This is a genomic window from Nonomuraea sp. NPDC052116 (assembly GCF_040680035.1).
Lineage (GTDB): Bacteria > Actinomycetota > Actinomycetes > Streptosporangiales > Streptosporangiaceae > Nonomuraea > Nonomuraea angiospora_A.
The window spans coordinates 33,561-49,373 of record NZ_JBFAWA010000019.1 but is presented as its reverse complement, the minus strand read 5'-3'; the positions used below and the strand labels follow the sequence as shown (position 1 = coordinate 49,373).

At 71.4% G+C, this 15,813-nt stretch carries 16 protein-coding genes; 9 read left to right on the top strand and 7 right to left on the bottom strand.

Features of this window, described 5'->3' with window-relative positions; translation table 11 throughout:
• Positions 1–40 precede the first annotated feature (40 nt).
• The gene (locus AB0L65_RS32365; protein ID WP_364252920.1) at positions 41–883 is read right to left on the bottom strand and encodes an NAD(P)H-binding protein; all 843 of its coding nucleotides are present in this window, start codon (positions 881–883) and stop codon (positions 41–43) included.
• 105 nt (positions 884–988) lie between these two features.
• Between AB0L65_RS32365 and AB0L65_RS32360 the strand changes: the two genes are divergently transcribed.
• The 5 genes from AB0L65_RS32360 to glpK all read left to right on the top strand — a co-directional run bounded on the left by AB0L65_RS32360 (position 989) and on the right by glpK (position 5,019).
• The gene (locus AB0L65_RS32360; protein ID WP_364252917.1) at positions 989–1,462 is read left to right on the top strand and encodes a MarR family winged helix-turn-helix transcriptional regulator; all 474 of its coding nucleotides are present in this window, start codon (positions 989–991) and stop codon (positions 1,460–1,462) included.
• Between the two features lie 79 nt (positions 1,463–1,541).
• Positions 1,542–2,075, top strand: coding sequence for a chloramphenicol phosphotransferase CPT (cpt, locus tag AB0L65_RS32355; RefSeq protein WP_364252914.1), 534 nt, complete (start codon positions 1,542–1,544; stop codon positions 2,073–2,075).
• Between the two features lie 8 nt (positions 2,076–2,083).
• A complete protein-coding gene (locus AB0L65_RS32350) occupies positions 2,084–2,548 on the top strand; it encodes a GNAT family N-acetyltransferase (protein WP_364252911.1) in 465 nt (154 codons plus the stop codon).
• A gap of 127 nt (positions 2,549–2,675) precedes the next feature.
• Entirely contained in the window at positions 2,676–3,485 is an 810-nt protein-coding gene (locus AB0L65_RS32345) for an MIP/aquaporin family protein (RefSeq protein ID WP_364252908.1), read from the top strand.
• A 25-nt stretch (positions 3,486–3,510) separates the two neighbouring features.
• Complete coding sequence (gene glpK, locus AB0L65_RS32340) at positions 3,511–5,019, top strand: glycerol kinase GlpK (protein WP_364252905.1); 1,509 nt, start codon at positions 3,511–3,513, stop codon at positions 5,017–5,019.
• Here glpK and AB0L65_RS32335 read toward each other — a convergent pair.
• Genes AB0L65_RS32335 through AB0L65_RS32325 form a run of 3 tightly spaced genes read right to left on the bottom strand, consistent with a single transcriptional unit; the run spans position 5,016 to position 8,911 of the window.
• On the bottom strand, positions 5,016–5,867 hold the full coding sequence (locus tag AB0L65_RS32335; protein WP_192786611.1) for an ABC transporter permease subunit: 852 nt from the start codon (positions 5,865–5,867) through the stop codon (positions 5,016–5,018). The genes glpK and AB0L65_RS32335 overlap by 4 nt on opposite strands.
• Positions 5,864–8,443: a CocE/NonD family hydrolase gene (locus AB0L65_RS32330; RefSeq protein WP_364252902.1), complete on the bottom strand. Its 2,580-nt coding sequence runs from the start codon at positions 8,441–8,443 to the stop codon at positions 5,864–5,866. The genes AB0L65_RS32335 and AB0L65_RS32330 overlap by 4 nt, the downstream gene beginning before the upstream one ends.
• Before the next feature lie 60 nt (positions 8,444–8,503).
• A complete protein-coding gene (locus tag AB0L65_RS32325; RefSeq protein ID WP_364252899.1) occupies positions 8,504–8,911 on the bottom strand; it encodes a PaaI family thioesterase in 408 nt (135 codons plus the stop codon).
• A 112-nt stretch (positions 8,912–9,023) separates the two neighbouring features.
• Between AB0L65_RS32325 and AB0L65_RS32320 the strand changes: the two genes are divergently transcribed.
• From AB0L65_RS32320 to AB0L65_RS32310, 3 genes are all read left to right on the top strand, one after another.
• Entirely contained in the window at positions 9,024–10,307 is a 1,284-nt protein-coding gene (locus tag AB0L65_RS32320; protein ID WP_364252896.1) for a cytochrome P450, read from the top strand.
• Between the two features lie 49 nt (positions 10,308–10,356).
• On the top strand, positions 10,357–11,151 hold the full coding sequence (locus AB0L65_RS32315; RefSeq protein ID WP_364252893.1) for a class I SAM-dependent methyltransferase: 795 nt from the start codon (positions 10,357–10,359) through the stop codon (positions 11,149–11,151).
• 68 nt (positions 11,152–11,219) lie between these two features.
• Positions 11,220–12,401 carry a hypothetical protein gene (locus tag AB0L65_RS32310; RefSeq protein ID WP_364252890.1) on the top strand — a complete coding sequence of 394 codons (1,182 nt, stop codon included), beginning with the start codon at positions 11,220–11,222 and terminating at the stop codon, positions 12,399–12,401.
• Here the strand turns inward: AB0L65_RS32310 and AB0L65_RS32305 are convergent.
• The gene (locus tag AB0L65_RS32305; protein ID WP_364252887.1) at positions 12,359–13,390 is read right to left on the bottom strand and encodes a CopD family protein; all 1,032 of its coding nucleotides are present in this window, start codon (positions 13,388–13,390) and stop codon (positions 12,359–12,361) included. The genes AB0L65_RS32310 and AB0L65_RS32305 overlap by 43 nt on opposite strands.
• Positions 13,387–14,016, bottom strand: a complete 630-nt coding sequence (locus AB0L65_RS32300; RefSeq protein ID WP_364252884.1) for a copper resistance CopC family protein — start codon at positions 14,014–14,016, stop codon at positions 13,387–13,389. The genes AB0L65_RS32305 and AB0L65_RS32300 overlap by 4 nt, the downstream gene beginning before the upstream one ends.
• 51 nt (positions 14,017–14,067) lie before the next feature.
• Here AB0L65_RS32300 and AB0L65_RS32295 point away from each other — a divergent pair, with 51 nt between their 5' ends.
• Complete coding sequence (locus AB0L65_RS32295) at positions 14,068–14,832, top strand: methyltransferase domain-containing protein (protein ID WP_364252881.1); 765 nt, start codon at positions 14,068–14,070, stop codon at positions 14,830–14,832.
• On the opposite strand, the gene AB0L65_RS32290 is transcribed toward AB0L65_RS32295, so the two are convergent.
• Positions 14,829–15,788 (bottom strand): diiron oxygenase, encoded by a 960-nt coding sequence (locus AB0L65_RS32290; protein WP_355194281.1) that lies wholly within the window; start codon positions 15,786–15,788, stop codon positions 14,829–14,831. The genes AB0L65_RS32295 and AB0L65_RS32290 overlap by 4 nt on opposite strands.
• Positions 15,789–15,813 lie beyond the last annotated feature (25 nt).

Genomic DNA, 15,813 nt, shown 5'->3' with positions numbered 1-15,813 from the left:
AGCCCCGGCCCGAGCAGGGCGGGGCGTGGACGGATGGCGCTCATCGGGCGTCGAAGGCGGCGACGTTCTCCGCGGCCCACTGGGCGAAGGTGCGGGCGGGAGTGCCGAGGAGCGTCTGGGTGGTCTCGGCGATCGGGGCGGGACCGGCGGTGGCGGCGGCCCACAGGTCCAGCAGCGAGCCGGCGTAGGGGGCGGGCATCCACCGGGTCATCTGCTGCTCGGCCTCGGCGCGGGTGATCTGAAGGAGCGGGATGTCGCGGCCGATCACGCCGGACAGGATGACCAGTTGCTCGCGGAAGGTGAGCGACTGCGGCCCGGTGAGGGTGACCTGACGGCCGGTGAGCGCGTCGCCGGTCAGGGCGGCCACGGCGAGGTCGGCGAGGTCGTCGGAGTGGATGGGCGCTATGTGCGCGTCGGGGTAGGCGAGCTGGATCGGCTGGTTCTGGCCGATGAGGTAGGACCAGCCGAGCGCGTTGCTGGCGAAGGCGTCCGGGCGCAGGAAGGTGCAGGTCAGGCCGGAGGCGGTCACGGCGCGTTCGACCTGGAGGCTGTGGGAGGCCAGCGGGTCGGTCTCGGCGCCGGGGGCCGTGACGGAGGAGGACGACAGCAGTACGACGTGCTCGACGCCGGCGGCCTGGGCGGTCTTGACGAAGGCGTCGATGCCGGCGGGCTCCGGGTAGAGGAAGACCTGGCGGACGCCGTCCAGCGCGGCGGGGAAGGTGCCGGGCTGGTCGAGCTTGAGCTCGGCGATCTCGACGCCGGTCGGGGCGGTCAGGCCGGTGGGGTCGGCGCTGGCGGCGCGGGTGGGCAGGCCCGCGGCGACCAGGCGGTGGATGACGGCCTGGCCGACCTTGCCGCGGGCGCCGGTGATGAGGATGGTCATGGTGACTCCTGAGGTAGTTGGTGCGTGAAGACACATGCATGCTGTCATGCACATAAATTCATGTCAACACATGTCTTGCTGGTTGCACAGAGATACGATGAGGACATGGATGAGACAGCGACAGCCGAGGACCTGCTCAACGCCGTGGGACCGGCCTTCTCCAAGTTGCGCCGCACCTCGCTGCTGGAGGTCGAGAACGCCATCTCGGCCAAGGACCTGAGCAGGACGCTCGTGCTGAACCTGGTCCTGGAGCACACCACCGGTCAGGACAAGGAGGTGACCGTCGGCGCGATAGCGGAGCTGCTGGCGGTGGACCCCTCGGTCGCCAGCCGCATGGTGAGCGACAACATCAAGGCGGGCTACCTGATCCGCACCGCTTCCCAGCAGGACGGCCGGCGCACCGTGCTGGAGCTGAGTCCGGCGGGGGTGGAGCTCATGGAGCGCTTCCGCCGTCACCAGCGCGAGGCGTTCGAGTACATCACCGCCGAGTGGAACGAGGGCGACCGGCTCGAGTTCGCCCGGCTGATGCTCAAGTACGTCGATTCCCTGGCCCAGCTCCGCGACCGCACGGGCAGGTAGGCATCGGGGCCCGGGTCTGGACGGCCCTCCGCCCGAAAATGCCTTTGGGCCTGGTGGGGAGCGCCCCTATCGTGGGCCGGTGACTACTCAGGTGATCGTGTTGAATGGCGGCTCCAGCTCGGGCAAGTCCGGGATCGTCCGGTGTCTGCAGGCGGTCCTGCCGGATCCGTGGCTCGCCCTCGGGGTCGACTCGCTGGTGGAGGCGATGCCGGCGTCCATGCAGGGATCGGACGCGGGCATCGAGTTCGCTCCGGACGGCGGGGTCAGTGTCGGGCCGCAGTTCCGGATGCTGGACGCGGCGTGGGCGGAAGGGGTCGCCGCGATGGTCCGGGCGGGCGCCCGGGTCATCATCGATGACGTCTTCCTCGGTGGAGCCGCCTCCCAGGGGCGGTGGCAGAAGGTTCTGGCCGGGCTGGACGTGCTGTGGGTCGGTGTCAAGTGCGAGAGCGCGGTCGCCGCGGGCCGGGAGATCGCCCGGGGAGACCGGGTCCGGGGGATGGCGGAGCTGCAGGCGGAGGTGGTCCACCAGGGTGTGACCTACGACCTGGAGGTGGACACCACGCGTACCGAATCGCTGGAGTGCGCGCGGACCATCGCCGCGCGGGTCAGGTGACAGAGCCCATGACGTCCCCCGCGTACGAGCTGCGCCCCGCCACCCCCGCCGACTACGACCCCATAGCCTCCGTCGTCGACGAGTGGTGGGGCCGGCCGGTCCTGCCCTCCCTGCCCAGGCTCTTCCTCGACCACTTCCACCGCACGAGCCTGATCGCGGAGGGCCCGGCGGGCATGGCGGGGTTCCTGATCGGCTTCATCTCCCCGTCCGAGCCCGACGAGGCGTACATCCACTTCGTCGGCGTCTCCCCGGAGGCCAGGACGGGCGGCGTGGCCCGCGCCATGTACGAACGCTTCTTCGACCTGGCCCGCCGCCACGACCGCCGCGTCGTGAAGGCCATCACCTCGTCCGTCAACCAGACGTCCATGGCGTTCCACCGGCGCATGGGGTTCGAGGTCAGCGAGCCCGTCCCCGGCTACAACGGCCCGGGAACCGCCCTGGTGACCTTCAGGCGAAGCATCTCTGGTCAGTAGGCGCTCCAGGGAACCGGTGAGCGCGAACAGCCTCCCATGTCACTTTGCGTGACGAATAGCGTGCGCGCCGTATGCATGTCCCGAAATCGGGAATGGCACACGACGATCTCATGCGCAAGGAGGAGCGGTGGCCGGACGTCGCGACCGGATAGGGCTGACCGGTGAGCTGATCGCCGAGTTCGCCGGCACGATGGTGCTCATTCTGTTCGGCGTCGGCGTGGTCGCCCAGGTGGTCGCGGGCAAGCTCGGCGACCACGACAGCATCGCCTGGGCGTGGGGCATCGGCGTCGCGCTGGGCGTCTACGTCGCGGGCCGGACCACGGGCGCGCACCTCAACCCGGCGGTCACGCTGGCGTTCGCGGTCTTCCGCGGCTTCGCCTGGGGCAAGGTCCTGCCGTACGCGCTGGCGCAGACGGCCGGGGCCTTCATCGCGGCGCTCATCGTGCGCTGGAACTACACCGAGGTGCTGGCCATGGTGGACCCCGGGCACACGATCAAGACCCAGGGCGTCTTCTCGACCCTGCCCGGCAACGGGGTGCTCCCGGTGGACATGTGGGGCGGGTTCCGCGACCAGATCATCGGCACCGCCATCCTGCTCTTCGTCATCTTCGCCGTGTCCGACGTCGCCAACATGGCCCCCAGCGCGAACCTCGGCCCCGTCGTCGTCGGCCTGCTCATCGTGGGGATCGGCATGTCCTTCGGCACCGACGCCGGCTACGCGATCAACCCCGCGCGCGACTTCGGGCCGCGCCTGGCGAGCTACCTCACCGGCTACTCCACCGCCTGGCGAGATCAGTACGGCGATCTGTACTTCTGGGTGCCGATCGTCGCCCCGCTGATCGGCGGTCTCATCGGCGCCGGCCTCTACCAGGCGGGCATCGCCCGGTTCCTCCCGCCGAGCGAGGAGCGCGGGATCGTGCAGCCGGTGGAGATCTGACGGGAATCTTGCAGAGGAGAAAGACATGCCCGAGTTCGTGGGAGCCGTCGACCAGGGCACCACCAGCACCCGATTCATGGTCTTCGACCATGACGGCGCCGAGGTCGCCAAATACCAGCTCGAACACGAGCAGATCCTGCCGAAGGCGGGCTGGGTCGAGCACAACCCGATAGAGATCTGGACCGTGACGGCGGCCGTGATCCAGACGACGATCCAGCGTGCCGGGCTGCACGCCAAGGATCTGGCGGCCCTGGGCGTCACGAACCAGCGCGAGACCACCGTCGTCTGGAACCGGCGGACCGGCCGCCCGTACTACAACGCGATCGTGTGGCAGGACACCCGTACCGACCGGATCGCCGCCGCGCTGGAGCGGGACGGGCGGGGGGAGGTCATCCGCGAAAGGACGGGCCTGCGGCCGGAGGCGTACTTCTCCGGCGGCAAGATCCAGTGGATCCTGGAGAACGTGGAGGGCGTCCGCGCGGACGCGGAGCGCGGCGAGGCCGTCTTCGGCAACACCGACACCTGGACCCTGTGGAACCTCACCGGCGGCGTCAAGGGCGGCGTGCACATCACCGACGTGACCAACGCCAGCCGGACGATGCTGATGGACCTGGAGACGCTCGACTGGGACGACGAGCTGCTGTCGTTCTTCGGGATCCCGCGCCGGATGCTGCCCGAGATCCGGCCGTCGGCCGACCCCGCCATGTACGGGACCACGCTCCCGTACGGGCCGCTCGGCGGGGAGGTGCCGATCAGCGCGATCCTGGGGGACCAGCAGGCGGCCACCGTCGGCCAGGTCTGCTTCGCGCCCGGCCAGGCCAAGAACACCTACGGCACCGGCAACTTCCTGCTGCTCAACACCGGCACCGACCGCGTGCGCTCGCGCAGCGGGCTGCTCACCACGCCGGCCTACAAGTTCGGGGACCAGCCGGCCGTGTTCGCGCTGGAGGGGTCCATCGCGGTGACCGGCTCGGCGGTCCAGTGGCTGCGCGACCAGCTCCACGTCATCACCTCCGCGGAGCAGAGCGAGGCCCTGGCCCGGCAGGTGGAGGACTCCGGGGGGATGTACTTCGTGCCGGCGTTCTCCGGGCTGTTCGCCCCCTACTGGCGCGCCGACGCCCGCGGTGTGATCGTCGGCCTGTCGCGCTTCAACACCGACGCCCACCTCGCCAGGGCCGCCCTGGAGGCGATCTGCTACCAGAGCCGCGACGTCGTCGAGGCGATGCAGCAGGACTCCGGGGTGGTCCTGGACGTGCTCAAGGTGGACGGCGGCATCACCATGAACGACCTGTGCATGCAGCTCCAGTCCGACATCCTCGGCGTGCCGGTCAGCCGCCCGGTCGTGTCGGAGACCACCGCGCTCGGGGCCGCGTACGCCGCCGGGCTCGCCTCCGGATACTGGAAGGACATCTCGGAGTTGCGGGCGCACTGGGCGGAGGACCGCCGCTGGGAGCCCCGGTGGAGCGAGGAGCGGCGGGAGGAGGCGTACGCGGGCTGGAAGAAGGCCGTGACCAGGTCGTTCGACTGGGTCTAGCTCACGACGTCCTTGCGCCGGAAGCGCCGGAACGCGAGCGCGATCAGGAGGGCCGCGTACGTGACCGACACCGACGCCCCCTTCGCCATGCCGCTCCAGTCCAGCTCCGGCATCAGCGCGTCGAGCCAGGCGTTGTTCCAGAACGTGGGCAGGAACTCGCGCAGCGAGCCCAGCGCCTCCACCGCCTGCAGGATGTTGCAGACGATCCAGAGCCCGACCGCCCCGCCGACCGCGCCGAGCGGGGAGTCGGTCATGGTGGAGACGAGGAACGCGAGCGCGGCCACCACCAGCTGGCTGACCAGCGCGTACCCGATCACGATGCCGAAGCGCGGCAGCACGTCCAGGGCCGGGATCGTCTCGCCCGTGCCGGGCACCTGGATGTCGTTCCAGCCGAACGCCAGCGTGCCCGCGAGCAGCGCCATCAGCGGCAGGCAGATCACCGCCGCCGCCGAGTAGCCCAGCGCCACGATCAGCTTCTGGCGCAGCAGCCGGTCGCGGGGGACCGGCGCGGCCAGCAGGTAGCGCAGCGACGACCAGTTGGCCTCGCTGGCGACAGTGTCGCCGCAGAACAGCGCGACCGCCACCACCAGCAGGAAGCTGGCCGACACCGACAGGGCGAAGGCGGCGAAGTTCAGGCCGCTCGCCGTCGCCAGGTCGGAGATGCGCAGCGACGACTGCCCCTGCCCGCTCGGCTGCGGCCCGAACTGGAACGCGATCACCAGGATCCACGGCAGCGCCAGCAGCAGCCCGAACATCACCAGCGTCCGCCGCCGCTTGAACTGCCTGACGATCTCCACGCGCAGCGGCAGCGTGCGACGGGGCGCGTAGCCCGGCGCGGCGACGGTCATGACTTGTCTCCGATGAGGTCGAGGAACACGTCTTCCAGGCGCGGCCCGTGCCCGTTGGAGGGGACGGTGGCCGACGTGAGCAGCAGCGACACCGGCCCGGTCGAGACCAGGCGGCCCCGGTGCATGACCACGACGTGGCTGCAGGTCTGCTCGACCTCGGCCAGCATGTGGCTGGAGACGATCACGGTACGGCCGTCCTGCGCGTAGCGCTTGAGCACCTCGCGCATCTCCCGGATCTGGGGCGGGTCGAGACCGTTCGTGGGCTCGTCGAGCACCAGCAGGTCCGGAAGCCCGAGCATGGCCTGGGCGATGGCGAGCCGCTGGCGCATGCCCTGCGAGTACGTGCGGACGGCCCGGTCCAGGGCCTTGCCCAGGCCGGCGATCTCCAGCGCCTCGTCGAAGTGCGCGTCGGCGGCGGGCCGTCCGGTGGCGGCCCAGTACAGCTCGATGTTGTCCCGCCCGGACAGGTGCGGCAGGAACCCCGGGCCCTCGACGAACGACCCGAGCCTGGACAGCACGGGCGCCCCGGGCGTGACGCGGTCACCGAAGATCCGGATCTCGCCGCCGTCCGGCTGGATGAGGCCCATCATCATGCGCATCGTGGTCGTCTTGCCCGCGCCGTTCGGCCCGAGCAGGCCCAGGACCTGGCCCCGCTCGACGCGGAACGACAGCCCGTCCACGGCCAGCTCGCCGTTCCGGTACGCCTTGGTCAGCCCGCTGATCTCCAGCGGCACGTCCTCGTCGCCATGCGGCCCGTTCTCCGGGGTGCCGGTTGCGGGTCGGCGGGACGCGGTGCGCCCCGTCGCCAGCAGCACGGCGGCGACCACCACGGCGGCCAGCGGCATCGCCCACACCCACCACGCCACCCCGGTCGGCGGAGCGGCGAGCGTGCGCACCGTCGGCACGGCGAGCGCGGGGGAGGCCAGGGACACTTGGTACGAAGCGGGCTCGACGGCGGTCGCGAAACCCATGTCCGTCGTGGTCAGGACCAGCCGGAGCCGGTGGCCTGCGGCGAAGCGGTAATCCACGGCGGGCAGGGTGACGGTGACCTCCGCGCTGCCCGCGCCCTCCGGGATCGTCACCCGGACCGGCGCCACCAGCCCGGCGGGCAGGGCGGGCGGCTGGGTGCCGTCGGCCACGTCGTACAGCTTGGCGAACAGCGTCGCCTCGCCCTTGCCCGACACCTTGACCCTGACCGTGGAACTGCCGGTGAGCTGGAGCGGGGCGGTGAGCGGACGGGACTCGAACGCGGCGCTCTGGCCCGGCATGTCGATGGACACGCCGGTGCCGGCCTGGCCGCCGCCCAGCAGGCCGCCGATGCCGGGCACCGTCGAGATGGAGGCGGGCGCGCCGCCGGGCGGGTTGACGATGTTCTGGGCGGGGCCGTTCAGCTGGACCGTGGTGGTGTCGGTGCCGGTCAGGCCGGGGTAGGAGGCGGCCTCCGGGTGCAGGCGGATGCGCTGGCGGGTGCCGGGGTCGCGGCCGCCGTCGCGCGTCACCGTGAACGCGCTCACCGCCGGGTCGGACTTGTCGCCCTTCAGGTAGCGGGCGAACCAGGCCGTGGACTGCTCGAACACCCAGTCCGCCTCGCCGTTGCCGCCGTCGTGCCCGCCGTCGAACCAGGCCAGGCTCACCGGCGTGCCCGCGGCGGCGATCGCCTTGGCGTTGGCGTCGGCGTGGCCGAGCGGGAAGAGCGAGTCTCGCTGGCCCTGGATGAGCAGGGTCGGCGCCTTGATCTGGCCGGCCACGGTGATCGGGCTCGACTTGCGCAGCAGGGCGACGGCCTCCGGCGTGGCCTTGCCGTCCTTGGCGACCTGCTGGTAGACGTCGCAGATGGCGGGCAGGAACCTGCCGCACCGCGCCTGCTCGGGCGTCAGCGGGCCGGCGGCGGCCCGCCGCTCGCCCCGCCCCGCGAAGCTGTCCAGCGAGACGCCCTGGCCGAAGAAGATGCCGGCCCACATGCGCTTGAAGACCCCGTGCTCGGCGTCCGGGCCGATGGCGGCGGGACTGGCGCCCTGCGCGGCGGCGTTGGGGAAGAGCGCGTCGGCCAGGTCGGCCCAGGTGATCTGGGGGACGATCGCGTCCACCCGGTGGTCGTAGGCGGCCGTCATCAGGGAGATGGCGCCGCCGTACGAGCCGCCCGCGATGCCCACGCGCGGGTCGTTCGCGGCGTCGAGCTGGACCTCCGGCCGCTTGGCCAGCCAGTCGATCAGCTGCTTGACGTCCTTGACCTCGTAGTCGGGCGAGTTGAGCGCGATCTCGCCGGTCGAGCGCCCGAACCCGCGCGCCGACCAGGTCAGCACCGCGTAGCCCTGCTGGGCGATCCGGACGGCCTGGTCCCGCACGCTCTGCTTGCTGCCGCCGAAGCCGTGCCCGATCAGTACGGCTGGAGCCTTCCCGCCGTCGGGCGGCGGGAAGAAGGTCGTATCGAGCTCCACCCGTTGGTCGTCGCCGGGTCCGTCGACGACGCTGATTGTCTGGTCCTGGCCCCGCACCCCAGGAGCCGACGGCCACACGAGCCACGTCGTCACCCCGATGAGGGCGAGCGCCGCTACCAGCGCGGCCACACGCTTCATGACCGTGAGCCTACTTTCCGCACCTGAGAGATCCCTGAGATCAAGGCCTGAGCTGCGGGATCAGGCCAGGATGGCGTAGACGGTCGTCGCGTGGGCGGCGGTCTCGGCGCTGCCCTCGGCCGTGAGGGTGACGTCGGAGAAGGCCAGCGTGCGGCCCAGTTTCGTGATGCGGACGTCGATCAGGACGTCCTTGCCCAGCACCGGCCGCTGGAACGTCGTCGACTGCTGCACCGTGGTCATCGGCACGAACCCGCCGCGCGCCGAGGAGATGGCGATGACGGTGGCGGTGTCGGCGGCCGCCATCATCGCCTGGCCGCACAGCCCGCCGCCCTCCCGGGCCAGGTCGTCGGACCACGGGAGCCGTACGACGGCGTGGCGCTCGCCCACCTCCTCCACGCGCAACCCGAGCCGCTGGATCCAGGGGGCGAAGTATTCCTGGAGGATCGCCTCTGCGTCTGCTGGAGTCACGCGCTCATGATGCCCGCCGCAGCGCCGCGCCGCGCCTGGCTCGATCGCTTGCGTCGTGTCAGGGTGCCGGTATAGGGCGGAGCCACGATGGACGAGCGCGGGGGTGGGTGGCATGGCGGGTGCGAGCGGGCGGCCGGTGGTCGAGGTGTTCATGCCGGCCACGTACGAGTCGGCCGTCCCGTACGACCTGTTCGCCGCGTTGCGGGAGGAGTCCCCGGTCTGCCGGATCCCGGAGCCCGCCGTCGGCCCGTGGCGGGAAGGGCCCGGCTACTGGGGGGTGTTCAGGCACGCCGACGTCAAACACGTCCTGCGCAGCCCCGAGGACTTCTCCTCGCGGCTCGGCGCCACCCAGCTCCGCGACCCCGACACCCCGGGCGATCTGGCGTTCGTGCAGGTCCAGATGCTGAACATGGACCCGCCCGACCACTCCAGGCTGCGCAGGATCGTGGCGGCGGCCTTCACCCCGCGGGCCGTGCGAGCCCTGGAGCGCACGATCGCCGGGCGGGCCGCGGCGCTGTTCGCGCCGGGCGAGTGCGACTTCGTGGAGGTGGCCGCCGACCTGCCCGTGTGGACGCTGGCCCACGTCATGGGGGTCCCGGCGCAGGACATGCGGCTGCTGTACGACTGGGCGTCGCGCGTGATCGGCTACCAGGACGCCGACTACGCGGGCCTGTCCACGGCCGGCGTCGAGTCGCTCACCCCGATGGGCCGCCTGGCCGTCGCGTCCAGGCCGGAGCTCGCGCCCGGGGTGAACCCGCGCTCGAAGGCCGCGCTGACCGACATGTTCGCCTACGCGCACGCCCTGGCCGAGGCCCCCGTGGACGGCGAGTCCGTCATGTCGGCCATGCGGAAGGGCGGCTTGACGGAGGCCGAGTTCGAGAACATGTTCTTCCTCTTCGCCGTCGCGGGCAACGAGACCCTGCGCAACGGCATCCCCGGAGGGCTGCTCACGCTCCTGCAGCACCCCGCGGAGCTGGCCCGCCTGCGCGCGGACCCGTCGCTGCTCGGCTCCGCCATCGAGGAGATGCTCCGCTTCTGGCCTCCCGTCATGCACTTCCGGCGGACGGCCACGCGCGATCTCACCCTGGGCGGCCGGCGCATCCTCGCCGGGGACAAGGTGGTCGTCTACCACGCCTCCGCCAACCGCGACCCGTCGGTCTTCCCCGACCCCGACCGTTTCGACATCGCCCGTACCCCGAACGACCACGTCAGCTTCGGGTTCGGCCCGCACGTCTGCCTCGGCGCCCACCTGGCCCGCGCGCAGTTCCGCTCGGCGTTCACGGAGCTGCTGCGCGAGTGGGACGTCGAGCCGGCGGGCAGCCCGCGACGGCTGACGTCCAACTTCCAGAACGGGCTCAAGCACCTCCCGGTACGGCTGACGAGAAGGCGCCCCTGACCGAAAACCAGCGGCGGCGGGATCGGGGGCTCGCCTACGCTGCCCTCCCATGGACTACTTGGACGTCAACAGGGCCAACTGGGACGGACGGGTCCCCATCCACGTCGCCAGCGACTTCTACGACGTCGAGGGCTTCAAGGCGGGCCGGAGCCCGCTGCGGGCGTTCGAGCGGGACGAGGTCGGCGACGTGAGCGGCCGCCGCCTGCTGCACTTGCAGTGCCACTTCGGCCTGGACACCCTGGCCTGGGCCAGGCTCGGCGCCGAGGTGACCGGACTCGACTTCTCCGCGGCCGCCATCGAGCAGGCCAGGGCCATCGCCGCCGAATGCGGCATCCCGGCGGAGTTCGTCACCGCCGACGTCTACGACGCGGTCGAGGCGCTCGGCGGGGCCACGTACGACATCGTCTACACCGGCCTCGGCGCGCTGGTGTGGCTGGCCGACCTCACCGCCTGGGCGCGGACGGTCGCCGCGCTGCTCAAGCCGGGCGGATTCCTCTATCTCGCCGAATTCCATCCGTTCGCCGACACCATGGACGACGAGACGGGCACCACCGTCACCACCGACTACTTCGACCGAGGCCCCCACGTCTGGGAGTACCCGCACACCTACACCGGCAGCGAAATCCTGGAGCACCAGACTTCCGTGCAGTTCCAGCACGGGATCGGCGAGGTCGTCAGCGCGGTCGCGGCGGCGGGCCTGCGGGTCGCGTTCCTGCGCGAGCACGACCGCACGTACTTCCGCCGCTTCGGCACGCTGGTCGACGGCCAGGAGGGCTTCCGGCTCCCGGAGGGCGCCCCCAGGATCCCGCTCCTGTACACCCTGCGGGCCTCGGCGGTAGCCTGACCTGCCAAGACATTGCCTGGCATTACCCCAGCAACAGCTCAACGCAGGGAACCGTAAGATTCACTCCCGTGAAGTCTCCAGCATCTCTCAAGAGGGCCGCCGAGTGGGCCCTGCCGTACTGGACCAGGGGCCAGGCGGGGCGTGAGACGCCGCAGGATCTGTTCAGGGTGCTCTATTTCGGCTGGCTGGTGGCGTTCACGCTCAAGCTGCTCGGCTCGGCGTGGGACGTTTCGTGGCACTTCAAGTGGCTGCGGGACGACCTCGCCCCGCCCCACCTGCTCAACTCCGCCGGCACGGCCATCGCCGTCGCGCTGACCATCATCCACGGATACACCGGCTACGGCGTGGACAAGGCGGCGCTGCGGCTGATCCAGTGGGGCACCGGGATCTTCCTGGTCGCGGTCCCGCTCGACCTGATCAACCACCGGGTCAACGGGCTCGACATCACCTCGTGGAGCCCGTCGCACATCATGCTCTATCTTGGAACGTTTTTCATGATCGCGGGCGTGCTCCGCGGCTGGTTCATGGGCGCGCCGCCCGGGCGGGAGCGGACCGTCGTGCTGGGCGCGTTCTTCGCGTTCTTCCTGGAGAACGTGCACTTCCCCGAGCAGCACCAAGAGTACGGCATCCTGTCGATCGGCGCCTGGGACAACCACGCGACCTATGCCGAGCAGATCCTGCTCCAGTTCGCGGCCCACCAGATGGGGCGGCCGGTGGACCGGGCGATGATGGTCGCGTTCTCGCTGCCCGTCCCCGACCTCCTCTATCCGGTCTACGCGGTGGTCGTCGGCCTGTCGGTGCTGGTCGTGGCCAGGCTGCTGATCGGCAGGTTCGGGGCCGCGACGCTGGTGGCGGGCGCCTATGTGGGGGTCCGCACGGTGCTCTGGCCGCTGCTGACGTTCACCGGGTTCCCGCCGTCGGCGGTGCCGTTCTTCCTGGTCGTGGCGGGGCTGGTGGTGGACCTCGCGTTCCTGGTGCGCATGCCGTACGTACGGGCCGTGCTCGGGAGCGTCGGCGTCACGGCCGCCGCCTACGGCGCGCTGGTGGCGCAGAGCGCGATCATGGGCGGCGTGTACAGCGCGATCAAGGGCCAGAAGGGGCTGCTCGGAGCGCCCCCACTGGCCACGTCGTCGGCCGTCTGGGCGGGGCTCGGCCTGCTGGTCGTCTGGCTGGCGGTCGAGTGGCTGGCCGCCAGGCGGCGCGGGTCTCAGCCGATCGAGGCCCGGGTGATCGCCACCGCCACGCCGTAGGCCAGCCCCATCACGCCCACCTCGGCCGCCGCCCAGCCCACCAGGGCGGTGGCCCGGCCTGCGCGGACGGCGGGCATCAGGCGGAAGCGGATGTGGGCGGCCAGCGGCACCAGCGCCGCCACCAGGACCGTCTTGATCACCACCAGCACGCCGTAGTGGCTGGTCAGTAACGCGTCGGGCAGCGTCACGCCGGGGGTGAGCGCCATCGTGCCGAGCCCGTTGACCAGCCCTGACAGCCCGACCAGGAGCAGGCACACCGTGGCGATCCTGGAGAACCTGGGCAGGACCACGGCCAGCAGCTCCCGGTGCGGCGCCAGGAATATGGCCGTGGCCGCCAGCCCGCCCGCCCACGCCGCCGCGCCCATCACGTGGATCTCCATCGAGACCATGATGGGGTCATGCCAGATCGAGTTGACGGCGTGCCCGGTGACGGGGATGGGCAGCAGCCCGAACAGCGCCACGATCACCCGCAGCTCGGCCGGCACCTTCTCACCGAACCGCACCGCCATGAGCCCGATGCCGGCCGCCGCCAGCGCGCACGCCGCGCTGAACAGCAGCCCCTGACCGGTGCCGACGGTCTCGACGTAGCCGGCGATCATCCCGAACGTGGGCACGCTGCCGGGATTCAGCTCGGCCGTCTGGAACACGATGGTGAGCAGCGCGCAGATCGCCCACGCCCAGGCGGCCAGCACGGCCAGCGGCCGCACCCTGAGCATGACGGGCTCGGTCCGCTCGGGGGCGTCGAACCCGAGCAGCTTGGGCAGCAGGCTCAGCCCGACCACGGCGACGGCGGCCAGGTCGAGCAGCACCCGCACGACGGGCAGGCCGAAGGACACCAGCGGGCCGGGCATGGGGATGCCGGGGACGGCCTCCTGCGCGGTGAACGTGCTCGCCGCCACCGCGGCGACGACCGCGCAGACGCCGAACGCCCCGGCCACCAGCCGCCCGCCGACCCGCTGCCGGGGGAGGGGAGGCGCGGTGACGGTCATGCCCGGGCCTCTTCGCCGGCGGCATCGGGCCCAGCATTCGGCCGGGCCCCTCCGGCGGAGCCCGGGGCGGGCGCGGCCGGGCGGGGGCGGCGCAGCGCCACCGCCGTGCCGGCGGCGAGCAGCAGCAGCGCGCCCACGATCCACACCACGGCCATGCCCGCGCCGCCGTTGGCGGCCGCCTCGGCGGCCTGCGCGCTCGCGTCCTGCGGCGCCTGCCCGGTGGCGGCCTGACCCGTGTTCTGGGCCGGGCCACCGGTCCCGGTCCCGGCCGCGAGGGTGAAGGTGATCTTGCCGGTGACCGGGTGGCCGTCGGCCGACAGGATCCGGTAGCCCACCGTGTACGCGCCCCCGGACGGCAGCGGCTTGACGCGTACCGACACCCGCTCGGCGGCGACCTCCGCGGACCCGTCCGTCCACGAGGACCCGTCCGGGCCCGTCACGCCCACCTGCGCGTAGCCCTGCCGCACCGCCTGGTCGAACACCAGCGTCACCCGCGCCGGCGCGGCCGGCAACGTGGCACCGTCCTTGGGGTCGCTGCTGAGGAGCACGTTGTGCGCCTGCGCCGCGGGAGGGGCGATCCCGGCGGCGGCGAAGGCGAGCAGCAGGACCGTGAGTAGCCGCCTCAAAGATCAAAACCTTCCAGCAACGACGAAACGAACCCGTATATGGTCCCATCCATGACAGACCTGTTTGCCGGCACGGCCCCCTACTACGCGAAGTACCGGTCCGACCACGGGGATCAGGCGATCGAGCACCTGGCGAGGACGTTCGGCCCGGACAGCACCGTGCTCGACCTCGGCTGCGGTCCCGGCACGGTGGCGATCCCGCTGGCGCCCGGCGTGCGCGAGATCCTGGCCGTCGATCCCGACGAGGGGATGCTGGAGACGGGCAGAGGGCTGGCGGCGGAGGTGCGGAACATCCGGTGGCTGCGCGGCGACTCGACGAGGCTGCGCGAGCTCCCGGCGTTCGGTCACATCGTCATGGGCAGGTCGTTCCACTGGATGGACCGCCGCGCGGTGCTGGCCGATCTGGACGAGCTGCTGCCGCCCGGCGGGGTCGTGGCCCTCCTCGGCCCGGGCCGCGAACCCCAGGAGGAGCCCTGGGAGGCGACGATGCGCCGGGTGCGCGAGGAGTTCGACGCGAACACGTTCACGGCCACCGGCTCCTTCCAGGTCAGCGGCGAGCACCCCCACGACGTGCTGGTCACCACGCCGTTCGGCGACCTGGAGTCCGCCACGTACGAGCACCGCCTGACCTACGACGTGGACGCCGTGATCGGCCTGCAGCTGTCCTACTCCTACAGCTCCCCGGCCCGCCTCGGCGACCGGCTGGAGCCGTTCAAGGAGGCGGCCAGGAAGGCGCTGCTCGACCTCGACCCCTCGGGGACATGGGAGCACACCGAGGTCACCGAGGTGCTGATCGCCCGGCGGCCGACCGGCTAAATGCCCATCGCCCGCCAGATCCGCCGGGTGACCGGGTTGATCAGGCCGATCTCCGTGCACAGCTCCCGCGTCCTGCCCACCGAGTCGCGGATCTCCTGCTTGGCGGCGGGATTGCGCAGGTAGATGTCGGCGACCACGTGGGCCGGGATGCGGAAGCGCCGGATCATCGGCCCCGGGGGCGCCAGCATGATCCGGGCCATCACGCCCAGGATGACGGGGGAGATGACCCCGAGCAGGAGCCGCCGGTACGCGGGCATCCGGGGCACCCGGTTGCGCAGGTAGTGCCGGGCGAAGGAGATGTGCCTGGCCTCCTCCGCGATGTGGATCCGCATGATCGTCTCTTCCAGCGGATGATGCGCCCGCTCGTCCTTCAGCACCTTGCGCTGCACGTGGTCGATCGGGTCCTCGCCGCCGAGCACGAACACGAAGAACAGCTCCGTCGAGATCAGCGGGATCCACGGAGCCACCTGCGCGATCAGCGACAGCGGCCCGGGCATCCCGCGGATCGGTAAGCCGGTGCGGTTCACGAACTCCTGGAACATCATCCCGTGATGTCCCTCTTCGATGGTCTCGTGGTAGACGTACCGGAACTCCGGTGACCCGTTCGGCAGCCGGTAGGCGTAGTTGAGCAGCCCGCGCTTGAGCAGGTTCTCGAACTGCAGCCCGACCTTCATCGCGGTGGCCACCCGCCACAGCCCGATCGCCGCCCGCACCTCGGGCGGGCGGCTGCGGTACCACGGATGGCCGCCCAGCTTGTCGACCTCCGGCAGTTCCCAGCGGGGATCCGCCGGGTCCACGGCGAACTCCGGGTCATCCCACGGGATGTCCCGGTACGGCTCCCAGTGCTTGTCGACCGACGCCTTCGAGAGCCGTTCGATGACCGCTCGGTAGGCGCTCCTGCTGGCGACCTGCTCGTCGCGTTCGCGGGCGGCGGCAGAGCTCGGTGCGGATGCCATCACGTGCTCCTCTCCTCGCCGCTAA

Bases quoted from the DNA above. Each gene is read 5' to 3' on its own strand.
- AB0L65_RS32360 (WP_364252917.1), top strand. From the start codon at position 989: ATGGATGAGACAGCGACAGCCGAGGACCTGCTCAACGCCGTGGGACCG.
- AB0L65_RS32365 (WP_364252920.1), bottom strand. From the start codon at position 883: ATGACCATCCTCATCACCGGCGCCCGCGGCAAGGTCGGCCAGGCCGTC.
- glpK (WP_364252905.1), top strand. From the start codon at position 3,511: ATGCCCGAGTTCGTGGGAGCCGTCGACCAGGGCACCACCAGCACCCGA.
- AB0L65_RS32335 (WP_192786611.1), bottom strand. From the start codon at position 5,867: ATGACCGTCGCCGCGCCGGGCTACGCGCCCCGTCGCACGCTGCCGCTG.
- AB0L65_RS32295 (WP_364252881.1), top strand. From the start codon at position 14,068: ATGACAGACCTGTTTGCCGGCACGGCCCCCTACTACGCGAAGTACCGG.
- AB0L65_RS32315 (WP_364252893.1), top strand. From the start codon at position 10,357: ATGGACTACTTGGACGTCAACAGGGCCAACTGGGACGGACGGGTCCCC.
- AB0L65_RS32350 (WP_364252911.1), top strand. From the start codon at position 2,084: ATGACGTCCCCCGCGTACGAGCTGCGCCCCGCCACCCCCGCCGACTAC.
- AB0L65_RS32320 (WP_364252896.1), top strand. From the start codon at position 9,024: ATGGCGGGTGCGAGCGGGCGGCCGGTGGTCGAGGTGTTCATGCCGGCC.
- AB0L65_RS32330 (WP_364252902.1), bottom strand. From the start codon at position 8,443: ATGAAGCGTGTGGCCGCGCTGGTAGCGGCGCTCGCCCTCATCGGGGTG.
- AB0L65_RS32290 (WP_355194281.1), bottom strand. From the start codon at position 15,788: ATGGCATCCGCACCGAGCTCTGCCGCCGCCCGCGAACGCGACGAGCAG.
- AB0L65_RS32305 (WP_364252887.1), bottom strand. From the start codon at position 13,390: ATGACCGTCACCGCGCCTCCCCTCCCCCGGCAGCGGGTCGGCGGGCGG.